The 23,649-nt window shown below is 39.2% G+C and carries 19 protein-coding genes and 1 tRNA gene; 6 read left to right on the top strand and 14 right to left on the bottom strand.

Annotation, left to right across the window (positions count from 1 at the left end):
• Positions 1-319 precede the first annotated feature (319 nt).
• Positions 320-1,984, bottom strand: coding sequence for an alpha-keto acid decarboxylase family protein (locus AB8P72_RS05375; protein WP_369958179.1), 1,665 nt, complete (start codon positions 1,982-1,984; stop codon positions 320-322).
• A gap of 260 nt (positions 1,985-2,244) precedes the next feature.
• On the opposite strand from AB8P72_RS05375, the gene AB8P72_RS05370 reads away from it, so the two are divergent.
• A tRNA-Gly gene (locus AB8P72_RS05370) sits at positions 2,245-2,319 on the top strand.
• Between the two features lie 476 nt (positions 2,320-2,795).
• Here the strand turns inward: AB8P72_RS05370 and AB8P72_RS05365 are convergent.
• Positions 2,796-2,966 (bottom strand): helix-turn-helix transcriptional regulator, encoded by a 171-nt coding sequence (locus AB8P72_RS05365; protein ID WP_333613915.1) that lies wholly within the window; start codon positions 2,964-2,966, stop codon positions 2,796-2,798.
• A gap of 188 nt (positions 2,967-3,154) precedes the next feature.
• Here AB8P72_RS05365 and AB8P72_RS05360 point away from each other — a divergent pair, with 188 nt between their 5' ends.
• From AB8P72_RS05360 to AB8P72_RS05345, 4 genes are read left to right on the top strand one after another with little or no spacing between them, the layout of a single operon-like run.
• Complete coding sequence (locus AB8P72_RS05360; RefSeq protein WP_147222245.1) at positions 3,155-3,370, top strand: hypothetical protein; 216 nt, start codon at positions 3,155-3,157, stop codon at positions 3,368-3,370.
• Between the two features lie 26 nt (positions 3,371-3,396).
• Positions 3,397-4,641 (top strand): Arm DNA-binding domain-containing protein, encoded by a 1,245-nt coding sequence (locus AB8P72_RS05355; RefSeq protein WP_369958178.1) that lies wholly within the window; start codon positions 3,397-3,399, stop codon positions 4,639-4,641.
• On the top strand, positions 4,638-4,931 hold the full coding sequence (locus AB8P72_RS05350; protein ID WP_369958177.1) for a hypothetical protein: 294 nt from the start codon (positions 4,638-4,640) through the stop codon (positions 4,929-4,931). Before AB8P72_RS05355 ends, AB8P72_RS05350 begins: the two co-directional genes overlap by 4 nt.
• A 10-nt stretch (positions 4,932-4,941) precedes the next feature.
• Positions 4,942-5,259 (top strand): hypothetical protein, encoded by a 318-nt coding sequence (locus AB8P72_RS05345; protein WP_369958176.1) that lies wholly within the window; start codon positions 4,942-4,944, stop codon positions 5,257-5,259.
• 110 nt (positions 5,260-5,369) lie between these two features.
• On the opposite strand, the gene AB8P72_RS05340 is transcribed toward AB8P72_RS05345, so the two are convergent.
• The 7 genes from AB8P72_RS05340 to AB8P72_RS05310 form a co-directional block, all read right to left on the bottom strand.
• Complete coding sequence (locus AB8P72_RS05340; protein ID WP_369958175.1) at positions 5,370-5,930, bottom strand: hypothetical protein; 561 nt, start codon at positions 5,928-5,930, stop codon at positions 5,370-5,372.
• A 119-nt stretch (positions 5,931-6,049) separates the two neighbouring features.
• The gene (locus tag AB8P72_RS05335) at positions 6,050-6,562 is read right to left on the bottom strand and encodes a hypothetical protein (protein WP_369958173.1); all 513 of its coding nucleotides are present in this window, start codon (positions 6,560-6,562) and stop codon (positions 6,050-6,052) included.
• A gap of 359 nt (positions 6,563-6,921) precedes the next feature.
• A complete protein-coding gene (locus AB8P72_RS05330; protein ID WP_369958172.1) occupies positions 6,922-7,611 on the bottom strand; it encodes a hypothetical protein in 690 nt (229 codons plus the stop codon).
• Positions 7,612-7,845: 234 nt separating this feature from the next.
• Positions 7,846-8,724, bottom strand: coding sequence for a WG repeat-containing protein (locus AB8P72_RS05325; RefSeq protein ID WP_369958171.1), 879 nt, complete (start codon positions 8,722-8,724; stop codon positions 7,846-7,848).
• 14 nt (positions 8,725-8,738) lie between these two features.
• On the bottom strand, positions 8,739-9,500 hold the full coding sequence (locus tag AB8P72_RS05320; RefSeq protein ID WP_369958170.1) for a WG repeat-containing protein: 762 nt from the start codon (positions 9,498-9,500) through the stop codon (positions 8,739-8,741).
• Between the two features lie 642 nt (positions 9,501-10,142).
• A complete protein-coding gene (locus AB8P72_RS05315; protein WP_369958169.1) occupies positions 10,143-11,402 on the bottom strand; it encodes an MgtC/SapB family protein in 1,260 nt (419 codons plus the stop codon).
• Between the two features lie 216 nt (positions 11,403-11,618).
• Complete coding sequence (locus AB8P72_RS05310) at positions 11,619-11,771, bottom strand: hypothetical protein (protein ID WP_369958303.1); 153 nt, start codon at positions 11,769-11,771, stop codon at positions 11,619-11,621.
• Positions 11,772-12,240: 469 nt separating this feature from the next.
• Between AB8P72_RS05310 and AB8P72_RS05305 the strand changes: the two genes are divergently transcribed.
• Positions 12,241-13,104, top strand: coding sequence for a leucine-rich repeat domain-containing protein (locus tag AB8P72_RS05305; RefSeq protein ID WP_369958168.1), 864 nt, complete (start codon positions 12,241-12,243; stop codon positions 13,102-13,104).
• Positions 13,105-13,468: 364 nt separating this feature from the next.
• On the opposite strand, the gene AB8P72_RS05300 is transcribed toward AB8P72_RS05305, so the two are convergent.
• From AB8P72_RS05300 to zorA, 5 genes are all read right to left on the bottom strand, one after another.
• Positions 13,469-15,613 carry an Ltp family lipoprotein gene (locus AB8P72_RS05300; protein ID WP_369958166.1) on the bottom strand — a complete coding sequence of 715 codons (2,145 nt, stop codon included), beginning with the start codon at positions 15,611-15,613 and terminating at the stop codon, positions 13,469-13,471.
• A gap of 488 nt (positions 15,614-16,101) precedes the next feature.
• Positions 16,102-19,329, bottom strand: coding sequence for a DEAD/DEAH box helicase (locus tag AB8P72_RS05295; protein ID WP_369958165.1), 3,228 nt, complete (start codon positions 19,327-19,329; stop codon positions 16,102-16,104).
• A gap of 9 nt (positions 19,330-19,338) precedes the next feature.
• Positions 19,339-20,760: an EH signature domain-containing protein gene (locus AB8P72_RS05290; protein WP_369958164.1), complete on the bottom strand. Its 1,422-nt coding sequence runs from the start codon at positions 20,758-20,760 to the stop codon at positions 19,339-19,341.
• A gap of 5 nt (positions 20,761-20,765) precedes the next feature.
• Entirely contained in the window at positions 20,766-21,497 is a 732-nt protein-coding gene (zorB1, locus tag AB8P72_RS05285; RefSeq protein WP_369958163.1) for a type I Zorya anti-phage system protein ZorB1, read from the bottom strand.
• 18 nt (positions 21,498-21,515) lie between these two features.
• Positions 21,516-23,582 (bottom strand): anti-phage ZorAB system protein ZorA, encoded by a 2,067-nt coding sequence (gene zorA, locus AB8P72_RS05280; protein WP_369958162.1) that lies wholly within the window; start codon positions 23,580-23,582, stop codon positions 21,516-21,518.
• Positions 23,583-23,649: the final 67 nt, after the last annotated feature.

Here is a 23,649-nt window from a genome sequence, read left to right as displayed (position 1 = left end):
TCTTATTGTAGTTTTCTTAACTGTCTAACTTTAAAAACCCAATCTATAAAAGCCTACTCTATTGTATAACATAGAATCCTAACGGTAGTTTGTGTTAAGCGTCGCACGCCTGCAATTCCTATAGAAAACATTAACTATTGGCTCTTTATTTGTTCAATCATAAAGACTTTTAGCGCCACTATAAACCTTCGTCTGAGAATATTAAAAAAGTCCTATTTAGCATGACGCTAAATAGGACTTTTCTGTTTTATAAACGCTTAATTATTCTCTTTCATCAATAAAAGATATAAATTTATAGTAATGAAATTTTTTACTTAGGCTATTTTGGTTTAAGGGCAGCGCTGATATCAGCCAATAAAGGCGGGATATCGTGTTTATCTGTCATCACTTCTAACATTACCAGTTTATCTTTGGTGGCCGCTGCTTTTTCGAGCGCTGCTTTTAGTTCGCCAGCGGTTTCTGCTTTAAGTATAAGGCTATTTTCTTCCGTGGCGCCAAAGGCTTTTGGCATCATTTGCCAGTCACACTTAGGAATATCATTATAGCGCTGATTTTCACCATGAATCGCTCGCTCAACGGTATAGCCATCGTTATTAATCAAGACAATAACCGGATTGATGCGCTCTTTAATCATTACCGCGATTTCTTGAATGGTTAACAAAGCCGAGCCGTCACCAATCAATAAGATACTACGCTTATGCGGTGAGGCAATAGCGCCACCCAAACTCGCTGGCAAGGTATAGCCGATTGAGCCCCACATCGGTTGCCCATAAGACGTCACCCCTTCTGGCAGCCGCACATCACTGATACCAAAATACGCCGTGCCTTGGTCAGAAAATACGAGGTTTTTATCATCAAGCGCATCGGCGATGATATGCCACAAGTCATCTTGGCGAATCGGCTCGTCATCCTTGCCGTTTTGCTCATGCGGCTGCATCGCCTTGCAAAATTGCTTCGGTACGATATTAATGCCTGAGGTCATGACTTCATGCAGGGTTTGCAGCGCATCTTTGAGCGCAATCGGTGCAAAGTTTTGACCGCTGATAGATGCCCGCTCATAATGCAAATCAACCACAACTTTTTCATCAATATTTTGGCTAAAACCTGCGGTGGTTGTGTCGGTATATTGCACGCCGATTTTAATTAAGCATTCGCAATTTTCTACCGCATCTTTAACCACAGGACGTGATGCCACGCCTGCATAAGTACCTGCCCAACGCTCACTGTTTTCATCAAGCAAGGTTTTGCCCCATGATAACGTCGTATAAGGAATGTCGGTATCAGCAATTAAAGCCTTTAGCTGGTTTTGCAACCCCAAACGATGCACCATCAAATCTGCCATCAGTGTGGTGGTTTTATTAGGTAAAAACTCTATCAATGCTTGCTTAAAGTCTGCCAACGCGGCTTGGCTGGTGATATCTTCTTGGCTATCATCAAGCTTGGTCGTTGGCGGATAAATCGGCATCTTCGCCACATCTGGTGATAACAACAAATAACCGGGACGATGCTTTTTCAGAATAACTCGAATCACACGATCAATCTCAGAGGCAGCGTTATCAGGCGTGATTTGCGCGCGTGCCACGGTGACAGGTTCCACCATTTTAATAAAATGATTAAACACCCCATCACCTAAAGTATGGTGAATCCGGCGTTTCGAATCTTGCAGGGCGGTACTTGGCGCACCGACCACGTGCAGCACGGGTGCGTACTCGGCAAAAGAGCCGGCAGTAGCATTAATCGCCGACAGCTCACCCACGCCAAAAGTCGTCACCATAGCAGCAAAACCACGCTCACGTGCGTAGCCGTCGGCTGCATAACCAGCATTTAGCTCATTGGTATTGCCGACCCAGCGCAACTTATCAGACGCAATAATATTATCTAAAAACGTTAAATTAAAATCACCGGGCACGCCAAAGATTTCAGTCGCACCCGCTTCAGCGATACGATCGAATAAATAATCCGCGATGGTATATTGTTGACTCATTTTTTATCCTTAATGCTTAAGATTATAAGTATTGATAACTATCAATAAAAATGGGATTTCTTATAAAATGCACACCAGCTTATTTCTTCCATACAAAGCTTTTGGAATACATATTATAATAAACTGTTATAACATAAAATTATGGCTAGATGACATGCCTGTTTTGCTAACTTTTACTTTTTTTCGTGATAGGTGTTGACAGATAAATAAAACTGCGTATAATACGCCATCATCAACTGACGATAGTTAATTGATCATTAGCGGGAATAGCTCAGTGGTAGAGCATAACCTTGCCAAGGTTGGGGTCGAGAGTTCGAATCTCTTTTCCCGCTCCAAATACTTAAAAAGCCTCACTTAACAGTGAGGCTTTTTTTTGTCCAATTTTCGGGGGTTGTAGAGAAATTCTCGAGATATCTTTTTGAATATAGTTAAGTTTAGCTACTCAATCAAAAAGCTCATTTTCGGTGCGGTGCCCATTTGGTGCCCAAACCGTGCCCTGCCCTAAAACTGCGTATACGTATCTGACTACAACCTAGCTATTTTTGGTTCAAAAACTATCATGACACCTAACCTAGTAAATTTGGCACTATGCTGATTTTTGAACCCAACCTCAATTCAGCAAAAAATGTGCTTTTTAGATGCCTCGTTTATTGGAAATATATTTAAGATACATAGTGCTCAAGGCTAATCGTGACTTAAAAAATCATGACTCCAACCTAACAATATAAATCATTAAGCCTTACAAGTATGCTTCAGCCCTAATATGCCTTCAGCTAGCAATTTCCTATCAGAGGTTATCACGATAGTCAATCTACTCCTCTTCTGAAAAGCTCCCATCATTAACTTCATCTGGAACATATTTCAAAATATCCCCTGGCGTTACTTCTAATACATTACATAGCTTACTCAAAGTATCGAACTCAATTCTAGTCGTCTCGTCATTATATATTCTATGCAGCGTCGATTTACTGATGTCCGTCATTCTCACTAAATCTGCTACACGTAACCTTCTTTCTGCTAAAAGAACAGGTAAGTTACATGAAATCACAATAAAATCCTTATTGGTAAGTAAAAAGTACTTGCCAATGACTACTTTTCTGATAATATAGTACTCGTTGGCAACAACAAAGTGTTTATTAAAAACTATTTAATACTGACTGGAGAACTATTATGTCACAGACTTATCTCACTACTCAAGAATTAGCCGACCGTATCAAATACGACGCCCGTACTATCCGCAATCAAATGAAAGACACCGTTTTGATTGAAAACATTCATTACATTCGTCCTTTTGGCGGTCGCAAGATTTTGTACGTATGGGAGCGTATCGAAGAAGATATGTGCAAGCCGGTTATGAGTGCTATCAACGGTATGGCTTTACAGTAAGTTTTATTTAAACAAGGAGATTAACAATGGCATCAGTAAGAGCAAGGCGTGGCAAGCTATTCATAGATTTCACATATATGAATATTCGTTGCCGTGAGACAACAATCTTCCCTGATACTCCCGCAAACGTTAAAAAATTGACTTTAGTGGCAAAAGAGATAGATGCAAAAATAACCCTAGGCATCTTTGACTATGGCGCCTACTTTCCGAAGAGTACGCGTTTAAAAGAGATGACGGCACTGGCTGATAGAGCGGAAGCTTGTATCAGTCGTAATCCAACCTTTAGGCAGTTTTCAGAGATTTGGTATGAGGAGAAGAAAATTGAATGGCGGCCGAGCTATCGGCAAAAAATAAAGATTATTCTTGATAAGTACTTGTTGCCTGAGTTTGGTGGTAAAGCAGTGCATGCCATAAAAAAACCAGACTTGCTGACCTTCCGTAGCTCTCTCGCCAAAGTTCGTTACGGTAAAGATGGTCAGTCAAGTCTGTCAGTAGCACGGATCAACCAGATCATGATACTTCTTCGTATGATACTAGAAGAAGCGTCAGATCGCCATGAGTTTGAGATGCCTTATAAAAATATTAAGAACCTCAAGCAAGCTCGTCCGGATGTAAACCCGTTTACATTGAGTGAGGTATGGCTGATTTTAAAGCATGTCCGTGCGGATTATAAGCCCTACTACACCATTCGCTTCTTTACCGGGATGCGTACCAGTGAGATTGATGGGCTGAAATGGGACTGCATTAACTTTGATCGGCGTGAGATCAGTATCCGTGGTGCATTAGTAAATGGTGAGATGGGTCCAACGAAGACGTTAGGCTCGCAACGTGATATTGCGATGTCACAGTTAGTGTATGACGCCCTACTAGAGCAGAAGGCACGCACCTTTGGTAAGTCAGAGTTTGTGTTTTGCAATTCACAAGGCAATCCGATGGAGTACCGCAATGTGAACCGGCGGGTATGGAAACCCACGCTTGCCCTGCTCGGTCTTAAACATCGGCGGGCTTATCAAACTCGGCACACGGCAGCGACGCTTTGGCTGGCTGCTGGTGAGAACCCTGAGTGGATAGCTCGGCAGATGGGTCACAGTAGTACGGAGATGCTGTTTCGGGTGTACAGCCGCTATGTTCCTGATATTACCCGTCAGGATGGCTCTGCAATGGATAACTTGCTCTTAGCGAGCAAGGAGAAGTTAACCAGCGCATCAAATAGCTTTGAAACTGAAGAAACAGCTACGAGCGCACAAACAGACAAGGAGACGTCACTATGAAAATCATCAATTATGAAGAGCTGTTTAGCGAGTTTAAACGGGACGGTGCAATCAGTGATGATGCGAATGAGATTGCTAATGCATTAATGCGTGAGTTATATATTTCATCGGGTCATAACCTAGCTCGCTTCTTGGGAGTGAAGCACTGCTTTAATAACGATATGGCGGTGCGGGTATGGGTGCAGAAGCGCTTAGATGCCAGTCTTGACTATGTGATTGAGGATATGTGTTGTCAGCTTCAGAGCGAGCTTTACGAGCTATTACCGCAGTCTGGCTATGGCGGCTACTAAGGAGAATGTGATGAGTGTAAAACTTCAGCCGAATATGATGCAGAATGCGCGAGATCTAAGAATCTGTGAAGATTACTGGGCATATGATAACGAAAGTGATTATATCGCATATGTAGAAGCGGTCTGTGAAAAGTATGAGATTGGCGCACAAGTACTATTCAAGACAATCGGTGAGTGTTTTGCTTATTTAGATGATGTGCTTTGTGAGTACTGCGGCTATGTTTGTCCCTTACAAATACCAGCAGACATTCCGTATATGCGCTCAAAAGACAGTTGGTGCTGTGAGATATGTGAGCATGCTGTATGGCGGGAACATAATCATAGATAAGTCGTTCAAATTTTAAAGCCAGGCAGCTTGGGTTGCCTGGCTTTTTCGTATGCAATATATTTTCTCTTAAATATAGTCCAAATTTAGTGTGCCACTACACTATTGCAGAGCTAAGAATAAGGATTCCCTTGCAGCTCATTCTCCCATCTGTACTCTTCTTTTAATTTAACATTGCCTTCTTTATCGATAAGTAGATTAAACTGTATAATCCTGTCTTGTAGACTGGGAAATAGACTAGGGTAATATATACCCCAGCCAATTGGTATAGCGATACCCATAGGATTACCCTCAGGCGTTTTACCTTCATATTTCTTTAAGGTACTTTTGACATCAACAGTATAGGTTTGCCACGCCGAGGCAGGTAATTGCGCGATGGCTTTGTTTAAGTTTTCATTACCAAGTTTCATCCATTCTTCTTTACTTACTCTTTTACCATCTGCACTAGTATATATATTACTTTCTCCTGGTTCATACCTCCAAACCTCTTCTCCAAAAAAGCGTTCAAAATCTATATCATCATTCGGCCAAACAGCATAAACAATTTCAAAACTGTCTGGTGGGGCTGTGTTTTCAAATGAACATCTCACACCAAAAAAGTAATCACTTTCTTTACTTTCATAGTGAGAATATGCAGGCTTACATTTTTTAAAAATTGGGGTGTTTTTAATCACAGTGTAATAGTCTTCCCCCCCCCACACTTACGCCTTCTATCTGCGTTGATCCACAAGCTGTTAAGGTTATACTACTCAACAGTAAAAAACTGAATCGCTTTATAAGATGAATATGCTGCCTAATTAATTGATAAATTGTTACTAGTGCCGATTGCATAGCCTTTATCCTTTAGCCATTGAACGTATGAGTTTATTCTTATTTTTTCATCGCTACTATTATATAAAATAGTATCGTTTGCCTTGGCCTTCAGCGCCTTATATTCTTTTCGATATTGCTGTTTAGACTTACCAAGACAAACCAGCTGACCACTGCTACAAGACTTCGCTGTCGCCATTGCTTCTGAAATTACTTTTATCTCTTGAAATTTTTTCTCACCCGCTGCTTGGAAACCTAGTGTATTTACCCAGTTTAATTTTAGATGGGACTGAGTAAAAAACTGGCTAGGTCCTTTGACGCTCTGCTCCGCCCATAGAAACTTTCTTGAAGGGTCAAACTGAGCTATACCTACCTTAATTCCCAATACTTTCAATGCCGCAACACTGTCATGAACGATAGCGTTGGTCACTTTCTTGTAAGAGCTTGGCACAGTGAAGTTGACTCCAGCATTTTTTGCTTCATTGATTACCCACATTAAGGCAACATCTGATAAGTCGCCTTATGATAACGAAAGTGGTTATATCGCACATGTAGAAACCATCTGTGAGAAGTATGAGATTGGCGCACAAGTACTATTCAAGACAATCGGTGAATGTTTTGCTTACTTAGATGATGTACGATGCGAATACTGCGGTTATGTGTGCCCTTTACAGATACCAGCAGACATTCCGTATATGCGAGCAAAAGACAGTTGGTGCTGTGAGGTATGTGAGCATGCTGTATGGCGGGCACATAATCATAGATAAGTTGTTCAAATTTTAAAGCCAGGCAGCTTGGGTTGCCTGGCTTTTTTCACCTTGATAAATACAAGGTTTCGACATTCATTGGGATTAATTAACTTACATTACAAGTTATCTTTTTGCCTTTGCTATTGGTGTCCCAGCCATACTTATTAATAAACTGACCCAATTTATTTTTTTCAGGAGTGACTATAGACATAGTGTAACCTTGGGTTTGAAATGTACTTGTTACCACATAGCTCTCAATCTGCGAGCTGGCTAAATATAAGTCATTTTTAGAAGGAGAGAGCGCGGCGATATTTTTTGGCATCACGTAAGCTTGTTGAAAGTCTACTGATGCTCCTGTTTCATAGCTATGGCCTTCACCGTCATCATCTCTGTCGCTAGTAGAGACATCTTTAAAATTACAGTTACTTTTTAATGGAATATTACCTTTTAGTTTATCCAGTCTAACAAATTTTGAGCTCTGGGTATTGCCCGCTCCCCATGTACGAGATTCTATTACGGCAACTTCTGGACGCTCTTTACTACCGTAAAAAGTAATCGTGGTCTGAGGGTTATCTTCACGAATAGTTTGCGTCATCATATAACGATTTTTGCTTTCACTATCCCGTTCTAATTTTCCCATATTTGGCAAATTAGCAAAGTTTTTCCACGTCCAAGTATTGTTACGCATTTTTTCGACGGTTGGTATCACTGGACGTGTATCAAAAACTTCAGAAAAATTACTCGCAAAGCTTAACGCCGGTACCAAAAACAGTGATGCCAGTAGGTATTTTTTCATAATTGTATCTCGATTATTTTAAAAAATTTATTGAGCTGATAAACTTTTACTTGAAAACGCTAATATTGCTTGCTGAAAGCAACCCTCTTGACGACGTTAAGAGGGTTATTCCGTGAGTATGAGGCTTAATAAGTGCAAGTAACCGTCCTTTTTTCTGAATAGAATATGTAAGTCATTATCTTTAAAATATAAACTTACCTGTCCTTGCTCATAATATTAAAAGCACATTTCTCACTATTTAAAAGTACAGATAACATCATCGTTATTGTTATCAATACTTTGTAGTTCTAGGTTTACATGCTCATACACAGGTTTAAAAAACTCCTCTAAATTTTTCGCAATACCAAATTCCCTATCGGAGCCAGAATTACCAGACATTTCTGCATCATAAATATACAAGGGTTGAAATCCTTTCTTTTCCCATTTATAAAACTTTTGGACAAAACCTGAATCAACATCACAGTTAGACGGAATGCGAGTTAAATCTTTTTGATTAAAGAAATCATTAAGCTCGTAAATACCTCCAAGAGAACTGTCATCCATAACACCCTGACTTGAACCTAGAGTAATAATATTTGGCCGGCTCTTATTACCATATGCTGACATCGAACTGGTTTCGTTCAATCTAGCGTTGATAGAATAGTTTGGATCTTCAGGCTCATACTCATTTTTAACGGGGGTTTTCTCAAGCCACTCTTGCACATTAGGTAGTGCCGCTACTTTATCCCATGTCCAATTTTCATTAGGTTTTAAGGCAATATAATCAGTTATCGCAACAAATTGTGGGGCATCAGCACTCTTCTCATCTAGAGTTCCCTCTTCTAAGTCGTCCGTCTCATCATCGAGTTGATTATCAGTAACGCCTATACCATCTGGGCATTGAGTTTCACTACCCTTTTTGTCAATGCAGAAGGTACGGCCCTCTTTATCATTAACAACAGCAATACCGTTATTAAAATCTATGATGCCTTCACTATCATCCCAATAAGCCTTAATAAACTGCATGGGGATTACAAGCTTACCTGTCTTATCAATGTATCCGTATTTAAGATTGTCACTGTTTTCTTCGTAGCTAAAGACAGCAGCCAAGCCATCTGAGAAATCATTGACCATCTCATACTTTAAGGTTATCGGAATAATCGCTTTGTTTTTTGTATCAACATAACCCCATTTACCGTCTTTCTTAAGGCGATGAGCGACTCGCTTAAGTTGCCCATACTTTCATACATAAAGGGTATGACCACTTCATTCTGTTTATTAATCAGTCCATATTTACTTTCATAATCTTCCGGGTCCTTAGGTGGACGAGCTGCTGTGGCGAATCCATCATGGAAATTGGCTAAAGCTTGGTATTCAAACGGGATAACGGTTTTACCCTGTTTATCAATAGCACCATACAGACCTTCAGCACTCACAATAGCGAGTCCGTTAGAGAAACTGCTTGCCCACTCGTACTTTGGCTCTATGACCACCTTACCCTTGGTATCAATAAAACCATATTTATCGTTTTTACTTATGGCAGCTAACCCTTCTGAAAAGTCATTAAACTCTAAAGACTCTCCACCCTCTCCTGCAACGATCGCATCAAACTCAAACGGAATAATTAATTGTCCGTCTTTATCGATATAGCCCACTCTATTGGTTTTGTCATATTCATCGTTACTCTGCTTAATCACCCCTGCAAGCCCGTCTCTTAAGCAACCGACTTTATCGTAGTCCTCTACCTCAGGTATAACGCACTTTTCTTCTTTTTTATCACTTTCGACTTCAGCGGTACTGACTGTCTCTTTATCATTAACTGATGAAGGCGTCACTTCAGCATTATTTTTGTCACTACATCCTGATATGGCGAGAAGGCTAAAAACTAAGGGTAGATAAATAGGTTTCAATGCAACAGTCCTTGTTAAGTGGGGATACTTAGAAGTAAGTTTAAGAGTTATATAAATATTGAGCTGTTAAAGCCCATCTTTGCTCTACTGAGAATATGAGCATGGCTTGTTTAATATTGCTCACTTTTTCCTAAAATTAAATATTAGTGAGTATTCATTTCATCCTCATAGTCAAAATCACATTCAATCACTGTCACACCGTATTTGGTTTTAGGTGCAACATTGAATGTATAGGTTATACCTAAGGTAACTATAGCTACTGCCAACACTAGGCTTATTTTTTAATCTCGATTATAAGGTGTGGAAGCGATATAGCATTGATAAAAACTGGCCTATGCAACACTGCTACTAAAGGTATTAAATTTAGGCAACAATAGTAATCAACTTTTATTCATATATCAATATATATGTTATTTATCACCTAAGCCTTAAGCTATCTTTTAGATAAAAGCTATAGATGCAAAAAAGCCAGGCAACCCAAGTTACCTGGCTTTTTTGTATAGCATCTCTTGTTTAAATCGAAACTATCGGTCGTAGCTATCCATTCGTATGACTTGTCATTTTTATAATTCTTTTATACCATCAACAAGACCGAAAATCGGTTTCTAAAGCGGGTGAATGAGCCTTACTCATTGAGTTTTTTTAATTATTTGTCATGGTATATATCAAGATAATTAAAACAATCATGTGAATAATTTGGATTGGAACAAAAGCAAGTGCGTATTGAAAACCACCCGTAATTGCCGCATTAATTGATTTAGAAATTGCATGTGTCGCTAAACCTAATAATAAGGCGAGCAATAAAATAGGGTCAGTTGGGTTCCCTTGCATTACTACAGCAGCCATTGCTGCATGCACCTCAAACATAGAACTCAGTACGGTTCCTGCAATAAGACCGGCGTCACCCAGCCATAAACTTAAACCATAAACAAGTACTTGAATAATAGTAAGCGTGACTACAATGATACCCGCCTCTTTTAAACTAAACATGGGTGTATCAGTTAACTTAGCTTTCTCTTCGGATCGAGTTTTTCTCATCAACCATATCCCAGGAATAATTAAAACTATCATGGCAATAATAGAGGGGAATAATAAGATTTTAAGCCAACTAAAACTTACACCTGCAACAATAATAAGAAGCTGTACCACTGTTGCGACACAGGATATAAGGGCAGCTCCAGCATTTTCTTTTGCATCTGCACGACCCTGACGAACTTCTATTCCAAGGCTTGCAATCGTGGCTGTACTGGATATAAATCCTGATGCTAAAGCAGATAAAAACATGGCGTGGCGTGATGGTAAAAGCCTCTTTGCCATATGTGCTAGTGCTTGAATGGCTAAAATCAATATCAATAATTTTAAAATAATATAAGGATTTAGTACTGAACCCCAAAGATCCCTATTGGGGGTTAAAGGAAGTGCAATTAAAAGTAAAGCAAGTAAAAAGATACCATCTCTGAATTCACGCTCAGTAATCCATTTAACCGCTACTCCATGCATTGAATGCTTTGTCACTAGAAGGAAGGTAAGGACGACTGTAAGTGCCGCTGCATAAGGAATATGCCATAAACACAGTCCACCTATAAAATAGGTGAGTATAAAAGCAAGTTCAGTGGTTACACCTGGATCTTCAATTTGTTTATGAGTAGAGATGATACTTATACCACCTACTATCAATGCTCCTATGAGTCCCATAAATAAACCGAAAGCAAAACAAATTGCCCCTAATAGAGCGCAAATTGCAAAAGATCTAATACCTGCAAAGCTGTGTTGATTTTCACGTTGTTTGCTACGCTCTCTTTCTAGACCAATGAGTAGTCCACAACCTAGCGCTGCAGTAGATGCAGTAATTAAGTTTTGGACAGGTTCAATCGTAAATGTATTTTCTATTATGAAATTCATCCCACTCTCTATGACCCCTGCTGTCAAATCCGTATAACTAAACTTGGGAGATTTTGATTACGCAGCATGACGATAAAAATCAAACCACACCTGTCTTGGCGATCTATATCTCAACAGAACCAGTCGTTTTACTCTTGAAACCTGTTAATAGACCACTTAAAATAGACTGCTCTAATGGAAACACTTATAACAGACTGCCCCAGTACTATCAAAGACTCAGTATGCTGAGACAATACGATAGCCTTCATTCGCTTTATTCTGCCAGTTAGATAAGGTTTGCATGGCTATGCCTAACTGCTTTGCAGTCGCTAAGATATTGCCATTGTTCTCTAGAATTTCTTCAGCATAGCTCAATGTCACTTTTGACAAATAATAAACAGCTTGCTATGATAAAAAAACATCGTGGGTTTACGGCTACTTCCAGCGCGATGAAAAACAAAGACTGGTAAAACGCACACCTCCTTTTCGCTCTGTAAGGTGACTGTGTCGTTTCAATTTGATACAGACAGAGCAACAGGAGATTTCTTTATGACTACTTCTAGTCAATTACATCCAAACTTTAAACCTCTCAATCATTTTCCTCATACTCAGCGACTGAGTCTTATGAGCGCTTTCTGCTATTCCGCTTTTTTAAGCAAATCCTCCAAACCGCTTCATAAACCTTTATCAGTCTCAGTCACTGAGATACCAAGCTCTGTTAAGAATATGGCTTACCTTGGTTTTATTACTGTGCCCAACTAATCTGCAGTTTGACACATAGCAATAAGACTAGCTAAGAATTTGAATGCATTCACCTCATTTAATCATCATTATTTAACAAGTATTAAAAGGTAACCTTATGACAGAATATAGCGATAAAACCAACCAAAATAACAATACAAATATCAATCAAGATACGCACGTTGAAGACTGGATGATAGAGATATGGGACTGGATTGACAACCATAATATATCAGGCAGCCCTGATAGCAGCGTCCCTCGTGAACCTGAAGCGTTGCGCCAGTTAGAGCGACTGGATTTGGGATATGGAAAATCTACAAGTTATAGTTATATTGATAATAAGTCAGTATTACAAAGCAAAAGTGAATCTACTAAACCGTTACCTGGCGCTATCGGCCATTTAACAAATATAAAGTATCTTAGGCTCAGAGGTTTTGATGAGCTGCCGGACGAGATTGCTCAATTAGATAACTTAGAGACACTGGTTTATACGGACTGCGCTTTCACTGAATTCCCAAAAGTACTGTGTAAGTTAAAGAATCTTAAATCGCTTAATATTTTTTCAAAGAGCTTAGAGCGGTTTCCTGATGAGCTCGGTAATTTATCCTCACTTACCCATTTTGATATGAGAGGAACGCAGGTTCAGGAGTTACCAGACTCTATTGGCAATCTAAGCAAGCTTACTAGTATTGAGCTGTATGCCAATGAAGCATTAAAGGCTTTGCCTGAGAGTATCGGAAATCTAACAAACCTTGAAAAACTAGAGATACGTGCTTCTGACCTCAAAACCCTGCCAAGTTCTATAGGCAATCTACATCAATTAAAAAGTCTTGGGCTCTATCATAATGGCCTACAAAGTTTGCCTGATAGTGTTACCAATCTAAAAGCATTGGAGCAGCTCGATGTTAGGGAAAACCCCCTGTCTGATGTATCAGAAACTGTCAGTCGATTTTTGGGTAGTGTTGGTAGTAAGGTGACTTAGACGATGTTGTATGTGAATGCTGCGGTTATGCTTGTCAGATTGAAGTACCTGAAAACATTCTTCATATGTGCAAAAAAGATAGTTAGTTATGCGCAATATGTGAGTATGCTTTGTGACAGACGGATAAATAAAACAAATTAGTATTGACCGTCAAAAAAGCCAGACAGATTAAGTTGTCCGGCTTTTTTGTGGGCAGCACTTCTTCTCTTAAACACAGTCCAAAATTAGTGTGCTACCAAAACCTTCACTATTTTTATGCATTGTTATAAAATTAGGCTAAGCTGAATAGTTACCTTAATTAGCTGTCTTTTGATAAAAATCTTACTTATTTCGGTTTATTTATAAGAGATATGTTCAACTATAATCAAGCGCCAGCCTTTTCTGCTGCATAACTTGCTTGGCTTTGACTATAACCATCACTTTCAGAAAGTGTTTCAATAAGACTTTTACGTGAGTAGCCAGAGTATTCAAGCCATTCTTTTGCTGACATCAGCGCTTGCTCATTCCAATCAATATTTAAGCCATCTACTGCTACAGTCGAATCATCAACAGCATATCCGTCGCTCTCAGTAAGTGTTTCAATAAGACCTTTACGTGAGTAGGGAGAGCAATCAAGCCACTCTTTAGCTGCCTTCTTAGCTTGTTTAGTCCAGTTCATATCTAGACTATCTACTGCAAAGGTGGCATCGCTAACGCCATACCCGTCACTCTCAGAAAGCGTTTCGATAAGACCTTTACGTGAGTAGGGAGAGCAATCAAGCCACTCTTTAGCTGATCTGGCCGCATTCTTTTGAGGGCCTGTTAGATCGCCAGGATTCTTACAGATTACTTCTGCTCTTTCTGTGTGGCTCTGCTTAGGTTTGTCGCTCTTAGCTTGACCTAAATTTAAGCTATCTACTGCTGCAGTCGCATCATTGACTGAGTAACCGTCATACTCTAGCTGCTCAATCAGACCATCTCGTGAGAAACCTGAATCTCGAAGATAAGACTTCGCTGTTTTCTTGGCTTGCTTAATCCAGTTCATATCCAAACTATCTACTGCTGTGGTCGCATCACTAATTGTATAGCCGTCATAATCTAGTTGCTCAATCAAACCCTTGCGTGAAAAACCCGAATCTTGAAGATAAGACTTCGCCGTTTTCTTGGCTTGCTTAAGCCAGTTCATATCCAAACTATCTATTGCTGTGGTCGCATCACCAATTGTATAGCCGTCATAATCTAGTTGCTCAATCAAACCCTTGCGTGAGAAACCTGAGCTTTCAAGGTAGCTTTGAGCAGTTCTAACCGCATTTTTCTGAGCATTGGTTAGGTTTTTAGATGATGGCTGCAGTACAGCGCTGTCTGGCGTAGTGGTGGCGTTTGCTGAATGCGACGTATGAGCAGGTGGCCGTTTCTTTACAGATGGGCGAGTCATGTCTAATGAAGACTTTTGTATAATCGGCTGAGGTTTCTGTTTAAATGACTCAGTAATAGAAACAGGCGTACTTTGTGGCAGTTTTGGTGGCATAGCAGAACGTGCTGCAACTTCTGGTTTTGGTATCTTATTAACCACTTGGTCATGCGTTAAGCTTGGAGTATGGTCTATTTTTGCCCCTTTCGAGCGATTACAGCGCCAACACAGTACCTGTAGGTTATATTCTGTTGATTTACCACCTTTTGATAAAGGCACGATATGGTCAATCTCAAGTAAAAGATTTTTTTCATCCGAAGTGGAGAGGGAGCATATCTGACAAGTAAAATTATCTCTTACTTTAATTCTCTCTCTTAACTTGGCTGTCATTAATGCTCGCTGACCTGCCACACTATTCTCGAATTTTACCAATTCAGCTAAATACCCAATAAATCGTTCTAGCTGTTCTAAGTCCAATCTAAAGTCAAACCTTGATGAGCTATTACCCCCAGCTGAGACATATTGAAAGGTATAAACAGGAAAATACAACTGAGATAAGCTAACAAGCATAAAGCCTAATTCTTGCTTTATCCTATCTTCACTAGAGCGCAGCACAAATGGTGGTATGGATTCCATTACACTTGCTATCGTATCATCCCTTTCTTGCACCAACAAACCCTTGCCTTGTTCGGCGGCAGAGAAATCATTTAGTGCGTTCTCAAACTTCTCTAAAGTTTCTTCGGTCGGTTTGATATTGAAATATTTACATAGATACTTGAAAGGCTGATCGTTAGCATTTTTCACAATAGATAGAGAGCATGGATGTGTCCATCGATTGTTTGTGCTTTCAGACCAGTTTTTTCTTTTCATGTTGTATCTACTAGTATCGGACAACTGCCCTTTACCATAGTCGAAGGATTCTATATCAGCATACGACAACTTTAGGTTTTGAATGTGTTGGTTTAAGTCATTACAGTCTTGTACATGCTGAGAGATACTTTCTTTTATGGCAAGAAATTCCTCACTCTTAAAGTAACGATCTATAGCATACGGGTAAGCGACATTCTTTATGAAAAGAAAAGTAACTACTGCAAAAATAATTGTATAAATAAAAAACAAGATTTTTCTCCATGCATATTTATCAGATAACTACTAATACCTTTGTTAGTCTAAAGGCTTATAACATTAAAAAAATCTTTAAAATAAGCAGGTAGAGTAAGGCTAGCTATGCTTAAGCTCATTGTAGTCAATTTATAAAAACCTTCCACTACTTTAAAATTCCTGCTAGCTCGTTAGGGAACCATACCTTTATCTATGTCACTCAGAATTAGGATCTGTAGTAGATAAGGAGTAAATACCACTCAATTTTCTCAGAATTTTAAGCTAGTTAGATGATGACCCATAAATAAATTAAACTAGCTCACATCTAATACATTGCAACCTTGATAGCTATCAGTATAAACAAGCCTGTCAGGCTTTATTTTATGCTTGATGACGGACATTAGAGTGGTCTGTTCAGTATCTGCTAGGACTTTACAACCAGTTATCTTCATAAAAATAGTCTAGCATAGTGCTTATCTACTACAGCCACCTGTTAGAAATCTTACTCAATAAATCGACTGAATCAGTTCTTGAGTAAGCTCTACGTTTGGTTTCAACATATCATCAGCAAGACTGCGCTTACTAGATAGTAACTTATCCAGTTTGATTTCAAAGGTTTCAAAATCATCTGCTGCAATAGATGGGTAATAAACAAAAACCTCTTTATCTTGCCCAATACGGTAAGCTCTATCAGTTGCTTGATCTTCCTTAGCTGGGTTCCAACTGCGTGTATAGTGGATAACATGGTTTGCTTTTTGGATATTCACACCAAAGCCAACTGCCACCGTGGATAAAATAATTACATTGAAACCATTCGTTTCTTGGAACTTATCAATAATGCCCTGCCGCGTTAAGCCTACTCTACTATTAGTATTTGAATCCCCATTCACTGTAGTAACGTTTAATCCAAATCGCTCAAGGAGAAGTCGCTTTAAAAACACTTGAATAGCCCTGAACTCAGTAAAAATGATAACCTTCTCATTTTTTTGTTTTATGGTCTCTAAAGTGTTTATTAACCATTCGGCTTTAGGCGAATCCTTGATAGTCGCTTTTTCTTGAAAATTCAGGGGGTGAGCACAAATCATTCGCATGTCATGTAGTGCTTTTAACATAACGCCTTTATGGCCTTGCTCAGATAAACTTCTATAATCATTTGATACTTGTTTATAAAGTGTGCGTTGCAGCGTTGATATTTCAATATTTTTACAATCATTAATTTCGTGTTTTGCTGGCAACTCAGCGACATCATGCTTCATACGTCTTAATACTTGCGGCTCTATCAATTGACGAAGCTCATCTATTATCGCGTTGTCTTCATCGTCTTTCTTTTCAATAGGACGTCGATACTCTTTATTAAATTCACTAAGCGAACCCATCAGGTTTTCTTGAATGAAATCAAATAAGCACCATAGATCAACAAGTGAATTCTCTACAGGCGTGCCTGTACAAGCAATCTTAAAGTCTGCTTTTTGGGCTTTAGCAGCTTTAGTAACCATTGCAGTAGGCACTTTTATTTTTTGGGCTTCATCACATATCATGACACTCCAATCCACCCTCCCTAAAGAAAACTCAAGGTCTCGCATGGTTTCATAAGTAGTCAGCACGATATCTGCCCCACCTAACCAATTATCTTCAAGTAGGTTTGTTATTCCGTAATCGTTTCTTAATTGAGGAGATATTAGGTGTTTGGGTATTTTTCGCTGTTTTAAGTTATCGCCATATAAACTTAACACTTTTCCGAATTTTGCACTAAAAAACCTATTGATTTCACTCTCCCAGTTCTCTAATAAAGAAACTGGTGCTACTACTAATGCAGGTTTTTTATCTTCTGCAGTTTCTAGATATTCACCAATAAAACAAAGTAACTGCAAAGTTTTTCCTAATCCCATATCATCCGCTAATAAGCAGCCGCTAACCTGAGTTGGCGCATACTGATATAGATTTTGTAGCCAAGCGATACCATACTCTTGATGCTTTTTTAAACTAAATTCTTGGCTTCTAAAACTTGATGGCAATCTGGCCTGAGGGCTGCTGCTTTCATCAAAAGTCAGAGTCTCGGCTCGCTTCTTAGTAAAGTCAGCCTCATCGATATTATTGGCAATCAATAAGGTAGATTTTTTCTTTGTTTCATCAGCTTCTGGCTGCTCTTGCTCTATGTCGTTTTCCGCTGGGTCATCACTCTTTGAATCACGCAGATCATTAAGTAATTTTTTTGCATCATCTAATGGAATGGAGACGTTGCTGTCCGGATGTATAACAAAGCTCTCGCCTTCTGCCTCTGCATGCTGGATACGTTGCTCAAGTAGCTCAGTAGTGGCATCAGTATTATCAGAAGTAAATTGAGATAAGTCGGCTGACCCATCTATAAGATTCTGTGGTAACCATTCGGATTCACCACTATCTTTTTGAATGGCTTCAGAACTCAATTTTTCGGCTTCACCAATACCAATTACTCGATCGCTGTAATTATTTAAATCTAGTACGTTTTTAGCTTGTAAATCATCTTCATGCTGCCGAATTTCTTCTAGTTCACTTTTCAGTTCTTCCACTTGGTTATCTAAATAGTTTGTTCTATCTATACTGTAGCCTGCCCATAGGAACACTGGTGATGATTTCTCATAAGTAGCAATAAAGTGTTGAGCTTGCTCTAGATTTGAAAGCTCTAGAAAAATAGGGTTTTGTGCTCTACTTGAGTTTTCATGTAACGTTAGTTGAGCCGAACTAAAATGTGATGCTTCATCATAGGTTTTATCTATTAACAAACGGTAGCTATAGATTTCTGCCTCTTCTTTGGATTGCTCAAAGCCCTCTGGAGATATCACCTCTACAGCATCTTCCCCTAACTGAGCAAAGGGGTTATGTAAAAAGGTCTGTGCACGCTCGCCAGCTATCCGACGATTTGGCATCTTTTTAATTTCATTGAGTACACTCTTAACTTGCGGCTCGATAATAACGTGAGCCAGACCTCCTTCTGGTAAGCTGATCGTATATTCATCTTGCACTTCATTATACTTATCAAAAGTTTGTAGCCAATTTGAGGGCGAGTCTTTAAAATCAGGCTGCACCTCTACCACTGACTCTGTACTAACTAAGTTTTTACGGAGATTGAGTTGCAGCTCCTCTGGAGCAAGTACGATGGTTTTACGCAGAAACTCATCTAAGTTCGCCTCACTTTTATTCGCTAAACTGCGTATTTGCGCCCAATACTTTTGGTTTAATGATTTGTTTTTATCCGTGACACGAGAGAATTCTTTGATTTTCTCTAATAGCTTCCAAGTCGCCTCACTCAATAAATGTTCTTTACCGGCAAGACTAATGATTGCCCCTGTACGCTTGACTGAGCCTTTGAATTTAACCTTGTTGTTATCACACCAGCCATCCAAAATAATTTGAAAATCCGAATCACTTATACCATTTTCACTACGAATAATCGGGTATAAATCATTTGAGGACGGCAGATTGAGCAGATCAATAACGCCATCATGCTCAGAGCCTTGTTGGATCTGAAAAAGCTCTTCCCATGGTAAGATATAGTTATCATCCGACTGATAGGCAACCTCCTCATCAGCCAGGCTCTCCCAATAGAAATCTGCATCCGTTTTAGCCACAGCTGTATAGCCGTGCTTTAAGCCAATATCATCGTATTGCAGCTGCAAAGGCACGATACTTGCTAATTCATCTTCTGCAGAAGCCTGCTCAACGGATTTTTTTCTTTTCCAGAACGCTAGTTTCATATCAGCTCTTTAATAACGTTTTTTGTATTTTGGACTACTGGATTGGCTGGCAAAGACGCCTAGCTCAGCGAGTTTTTCATCAAATTTTGCTTCCCAGTTTCCTGAATGGCTCAAACTCGTTGCTCGACCAGAATCACTTTTAAATATTGAATGCTGTTTGCTCTTTAATTCATGAACCGTTATGTTTTTCTTACTAAGATTAAAAGGTAAGTCACCATACCCATAGCAGGCATTTCCAGTATCTGAAAAATCAACAATATGAACGTTATCAATTTTAAGTAGAAAAGCATTGTTACTAGGAGTAGAACCCGTAATATTTTTTAATCTGCCATGATTAAGCTCTCTGAACTTTCTATGCTCAGCATGTCTAGATTGCACGGCGGCTGGGCCTAAAAATATCTGAGAAAACGAGATTTTATCAATAAACTTAATCCAATAATCAAAGCGGTCGACATCAGCTGTTTGGCTGAATAATTTAAAGAAAGCCTCTAAATCTGCTCTGACAAACCACTGAACTACCATTTTTCTAGTATCTGGGTTTACATTCCGCCAACCTGCTGCTGAGTCATATTGCGGGTTACCCCATTGCGTCAAACAAACATACTTTAAAGCTTCGTGTACAAGTGTACGTCTTGAAGTAGAAGCATAACGTTCAAGTAGAGCCGTTAAAATAGCTGTGGTATAAATTGGATTTTTTTCGAGGAGGAGCAAGAAACGAGGTATCACTTTAAAGTAATCATCTTCTTTCATTGTCTTGACTGACTTGATAGATGAACTTACCAAGCTATCCCAGAACCAGCTATTAGGAGCGATACTTAAGCTTTCTAACTGGCTACTCACTCTGCTGTCATCACTATTATGTAAAAAGTCATGAATAAATCTTTTGGAAGGATCTAGCGAAAGCACTTCAGGATGATCAGTTAACGTAGTAAGCCATTTTTTAGGCCTAAGAGTGGCTTGAAACAACGTAGAACGGTTGGTATTTAAGATATTTCTGAGCCCAATCCAGTTATTTGGCCGTTTATTTATCTCATCTTGTTCTACCGCAAAATAACTATAAAGCAGAGGGAAATAAACAGCTTTTAGTAAATCAGGCTCCATTTTGCTGAATTGTTCAATGAGCTCGCTACCTTTGAAAGTGAAAAGCATCTTGTCCTCATAACTTAGCAGCTTTTTACTGAGCGACCAAGCCAGGTTCTTCCAATCGCGCTTTGTTAGATAGTCGGTACCATGCTTCTCTAACTTTAAAATTGAGTTAACAATTTTTTCTTCGATAGGCTGAGCATTTTCCATATCATCAAACTTACGTTCAATGATTTCTAACGTCTTAATTAATTTTTTTGGTCTGGCAAACTTATTATGCATTTGGGCAGGTTCAGAGAACTTATCGACACTCTGATTTAACCTCTGCTTTAATATAGCGATACTCATCACATTCACCTTGCCAGCTGACAGGTTTCAATAGGGGCAGAAACGAAAATAGGCTGCGCCTCAGCACTTTCTTTTTCTTTTAAACCATAAAACTGCATTCTTAGTTCTACACGGCGCGAAGCTTCTTTACTGTCTTTTGCTGCATTAAACGATACACCTCCAGCTAGAAACAGCTGTTTGATTTGGTTTTTTTGCTCATCAGTTAAAGTGAGCTCTGGGTTAAATGTAGGATCCAATAAACTGCACATCACCCACTCCGAACGACGCAGACTTAAATTCAAGTTATATAAGTATGAGCCATCAGTATCTGTAAAACCTTCAATCACAATCTGTTTGAACCATTTTTTGCCGTTTTCACTATTAGCCGCTTCCAAGACAACAGGTACCAAAGCACTTAAAGCCTTTATGCCCTCTGCATTCAGTCGGTAATCATTGTATCCAAAACGCCCTGCTTCACCAAAGTTAATACGGTTCTCTTTACAGTCTACGGTGATAAGCTGATTCTTTAAAGTAGGGTCGTCTTTAATACTCGTACAAATATCCAAGATCTCTGAACTACGTTCTTTTTCAGCTTGCGTTGCTTCGTTAATTTTCTTAGTGACTACCATTAAAGATACTGCCATCACTACTAAAAAGAGCGTCATTAGTGCTGTCATTAAGTCAGCAAATGAGATCCAAAAAGGTTTCTCACCCTCATCTTTCGAACGAGGTTTTTTAGCGTACCTATTACCAATCATTAGCGATACACTCCAAAATTAGCGTCTAGTTCTTTGGGTAAGATCTTCAAGGTCTTCAACCACATTACCTAAGCCTTCAACACCAGTTGCAAGGCGTTGAACGGCTTGGTTAAGTGTGTTGTCAAAAGACACCAACGATTGATTTAAACTACTTTCAACGGAAGTACCAAAGCTATCAAAGCTCTTCACTAGAACATCACTAACTTCTGCCAAATATTCTTGCATCTCTCTCTTCACTTGGCTTAAAGCTGTCGTCATATTCTGCATATCATTAAGCATTTGACTAGTCATTCCAGCTTCAGACTTTGATTGCTGAATGAGACTTTCTAGTGCTTCAATGGCAGTATTAACACTGTTTTGAGAATTCTTATAATCTCTTATCAACTCAATAAGATTACTGCTTGCACTGGTCATGTTGGTTGAAGTCGTATTAACCTGTGCAATAAGCTCTGATGTCTTACTAGTCACTGTGCTTAGCGAACTACCAGCCGTAGTAAACTGCTCAGCAGCCAAGCGCATTCTTTCTGCACCACTATTCATACCAGTGATACTATCTGTAGTTACTTGAGACAGTTTTTGGATGTTTTCTTTATGAGTTTGAACGGCTTCTTTGCTATGCGTAATGAGCTCTTTAATTTCACTACCTAAGTTATCAATCAATACAGAGGACTGTTCGTGTAGTTTTTGTTGATTATCTGATATCTGCCGATCTTGCTCGATACGTTGCTCTGCAACATTTGACAGCAGATCTGACATTGAAGTACCTAAACCTGAGACAAGATCTGAAACCTTACTATTCAACTGCTCAACCACATGTAGGCCTTGCTCACCAATTTTAGCCGAACCTGCAGATAGATTTTCTACCATCTCATTCATTTGGGTAGACATCTCATTTTGCTTTTGATGGATATCCTCCATCATTTTAGCCATTTGTGTCTCTAACGTTTTAGTCGACACTTCACTGTTAGTTTGCATATCTATCATTAATTGAGAGAAACCTGACTGCATCTCGCGCATAGCAGTAACAGACTGGGTCATCATCTCACTCATGCCCGTCATTTGACCACCGAACGTCGTTTCTAACTTACTCATAAACGCAGTTAGCACATCAGTCATAAGATCTTGCACAGCCGAACCTTGATCACCACTGACTTGCTGCACGCTTGAAGCAATTTTATCTAAAGGGTCTTGGAGGCTATCTTTAATAGACTCGCCAATCTGTGTTGCCATCGACTGGCTTGATTGCGCATAAGAGTCACTTAGTTGAGTTGCAAAGGCAGCTTGATTTCTTTTATTCTCTTCGACCAAGTTAGTCATCATGGTTTTTAAGTCATTAACCAGACTATCTTTAAGCTGCCGAGCATTAGCTTCATTTGCTTGAGAAGACTTAAGTAATTTAGCCAGATACTCCTCACCACTTTCATCAGCAGTAAAAGTGTTATCAATGGCTGTATTTAAGCGTTGTAATTGCTCATAACATTTTCTTAACCAAGACTTTTCAAAAAATGTAATAAGCATGGCTGCGAAAATAGCTAATGCAGAAGCCATAAAAGCTTCTGCAACCCCGTTTAGTAGTAAATCTAAACTGTCTTGAACCTTGTCAGGATTACCCGCAGGGTCGAATGCTAATAATCCAGACAGTAAGCCTATAAAGGTCGCAATAATACCGATACCGGTAATTATTCCGGGTAAGTGCTTGTAAAAATCCACCTTCAACGGAATATCTACTACGATGGATTCCGTGAAAAATATCTCACTGGGTACAGTTGCCCGTGAGTGTTCTCTAACACTTTCACCGTCTATCACTTCATGAATATCATGAAGAGTTTGTTTGTAATTTAACCAAGCCTGGCTCAATACAGGGTCATCGGTAAAACTTGCATCTAGTGAATCTTTATCAGTTTTTGCTTTTTTATCAAGCCCTTCTAAACTGTTAGCCAACTTTGACAATCTGATCTTTAGTAACTTGGCAGGCTTAGTATAGTTAAAATAAAAAGTAAAACCGATAATCACAACGAAGAAAAACATCGATGCGGGCAAAATGAAGAACTTTTGCGAAAATTGTGCTAAACCTAACAAATCCATCAATACCACCTATCCCACCAAATAAAAGATTGAAAGCTTTGTTATTCAACCTATTGCATCCAAATCT

It is taken from the genome of Psychrobacter sp. CLB018, assembly GCF_041222815.1.
Lineage (GTDB): Bacteria > Pseudomonadota > Gammaproteobacteria > Pseudomonadales > Moraxellaceae > Psychrobacter > Psychrobacter faecalis.
This window is presented reverse-complemented; position numbering and strand designations above follow the sequence as displayed.

Bases quoted from the DNA above. Each gene is read 5' to 3' on its own strand.
- AB8P72_RS05375 (WP_369958179.1), bottom strand. From the start codon at position 1,984: ATGAGTCAACAATATACCATCGCGGATTATTTATTCGATCGTATCGCT.
- AB8P72_RS05365 (WP_333613915.1), bottom strand. From the start codon at position 2,966: ATGACGGACATCAGTAAATCGACGCTGCATAGAATATATAATGACGAG.
- AB8P72_RS05360 (WP_147222245.1), top strand. From the start codon at position 3,155: ATGTCACAGACTTATCTCACTACTCAAGAATTAGCCGACCGTATCAAA.
- AB8P72_RS05355 (WP_369958178.1), top strand. From the start codon at position 3,397: ATGGCATCAGTAAGAGCAAGGCGTGGCAAGCTATTCATAGATTTCACA.
- AB8P72_RS05350 (WP_369958177.1), top strand. From the start codon at position 4,638: ATGAAAATCATCAATTATGAAGAGCTGTTTAGCGAGTTTAAACGGGAC.
- AB8P72_RS05345 (WP_369958176.1), top strand. From the start codon at position 4,942: ATGAGTGTAAAACTTCAGCCGAATATGATGCAGAATGCGCGAGATCTA.
- AB8P72_RS05335 (WP_369958173.1), bottom strand. From the start codon at position 6,562: ATGTGGGTAATCAATGAAGCAAAAAATGCTGGAGTCAACTTCACTGTG.
- AB8P72_RS05330 (WP_369958172.1), bottom strand. From the start codon at position 7,611: ATGAAAAAATACCTACTGGCATCACTGTTTTTGGTACCGGCGTTAAGC.
- AB8P72_RS05325 (WP_369958171.1), bottom strand. From the start codon at position 8,724: ATGGTCAATGATTTCTCAGATGGCTTGGCTGCTGTCTTTAGCTACGAA.
- AB8P72_RS05315 (WP_369958169.1), bottom strand. From the start codon at position 11,402: ATGAATTTCATAATAGAAAATACATTTACGATTGAACCTGTCCAAAAC.
- AB8P72_RS05305 (WP_369958168.1), top strand. From the start codon at position 12,241: ATGACAGAATATAGCGATAAAACCAACCAAAATAACAATACAAATATC.
- AB8P72_RS05295 (WP_369958165.1), bottom strand. From the start codon at position 19,329: ATGAAACTAGCGTTCTGGAAAAGAAAAAAATCCGTTGAGCAGGCTTCT.
- AB8P72_RS05290 (WP_369958164.1), bottom strand. From the start codon at position 20,760: ATGAGTATCGCTATATTAAAGCAGAGGTTAAATCAGAGTGTCGATAAG.
- zorB1 (WP_369958163.1), bottom strand. From the start codon at position 21,497: ATGATTGGTAATAGGTACGCTAAAAAACCTCGTTCGAAAGATGAGGGT.
- zorA (WP_369958162.1), bottom strand. From the start codon at position 23,582: ATGGATTTGTTAGGTTTAGCACAATTTTCGCAAAAGTTCTTCATTTTG.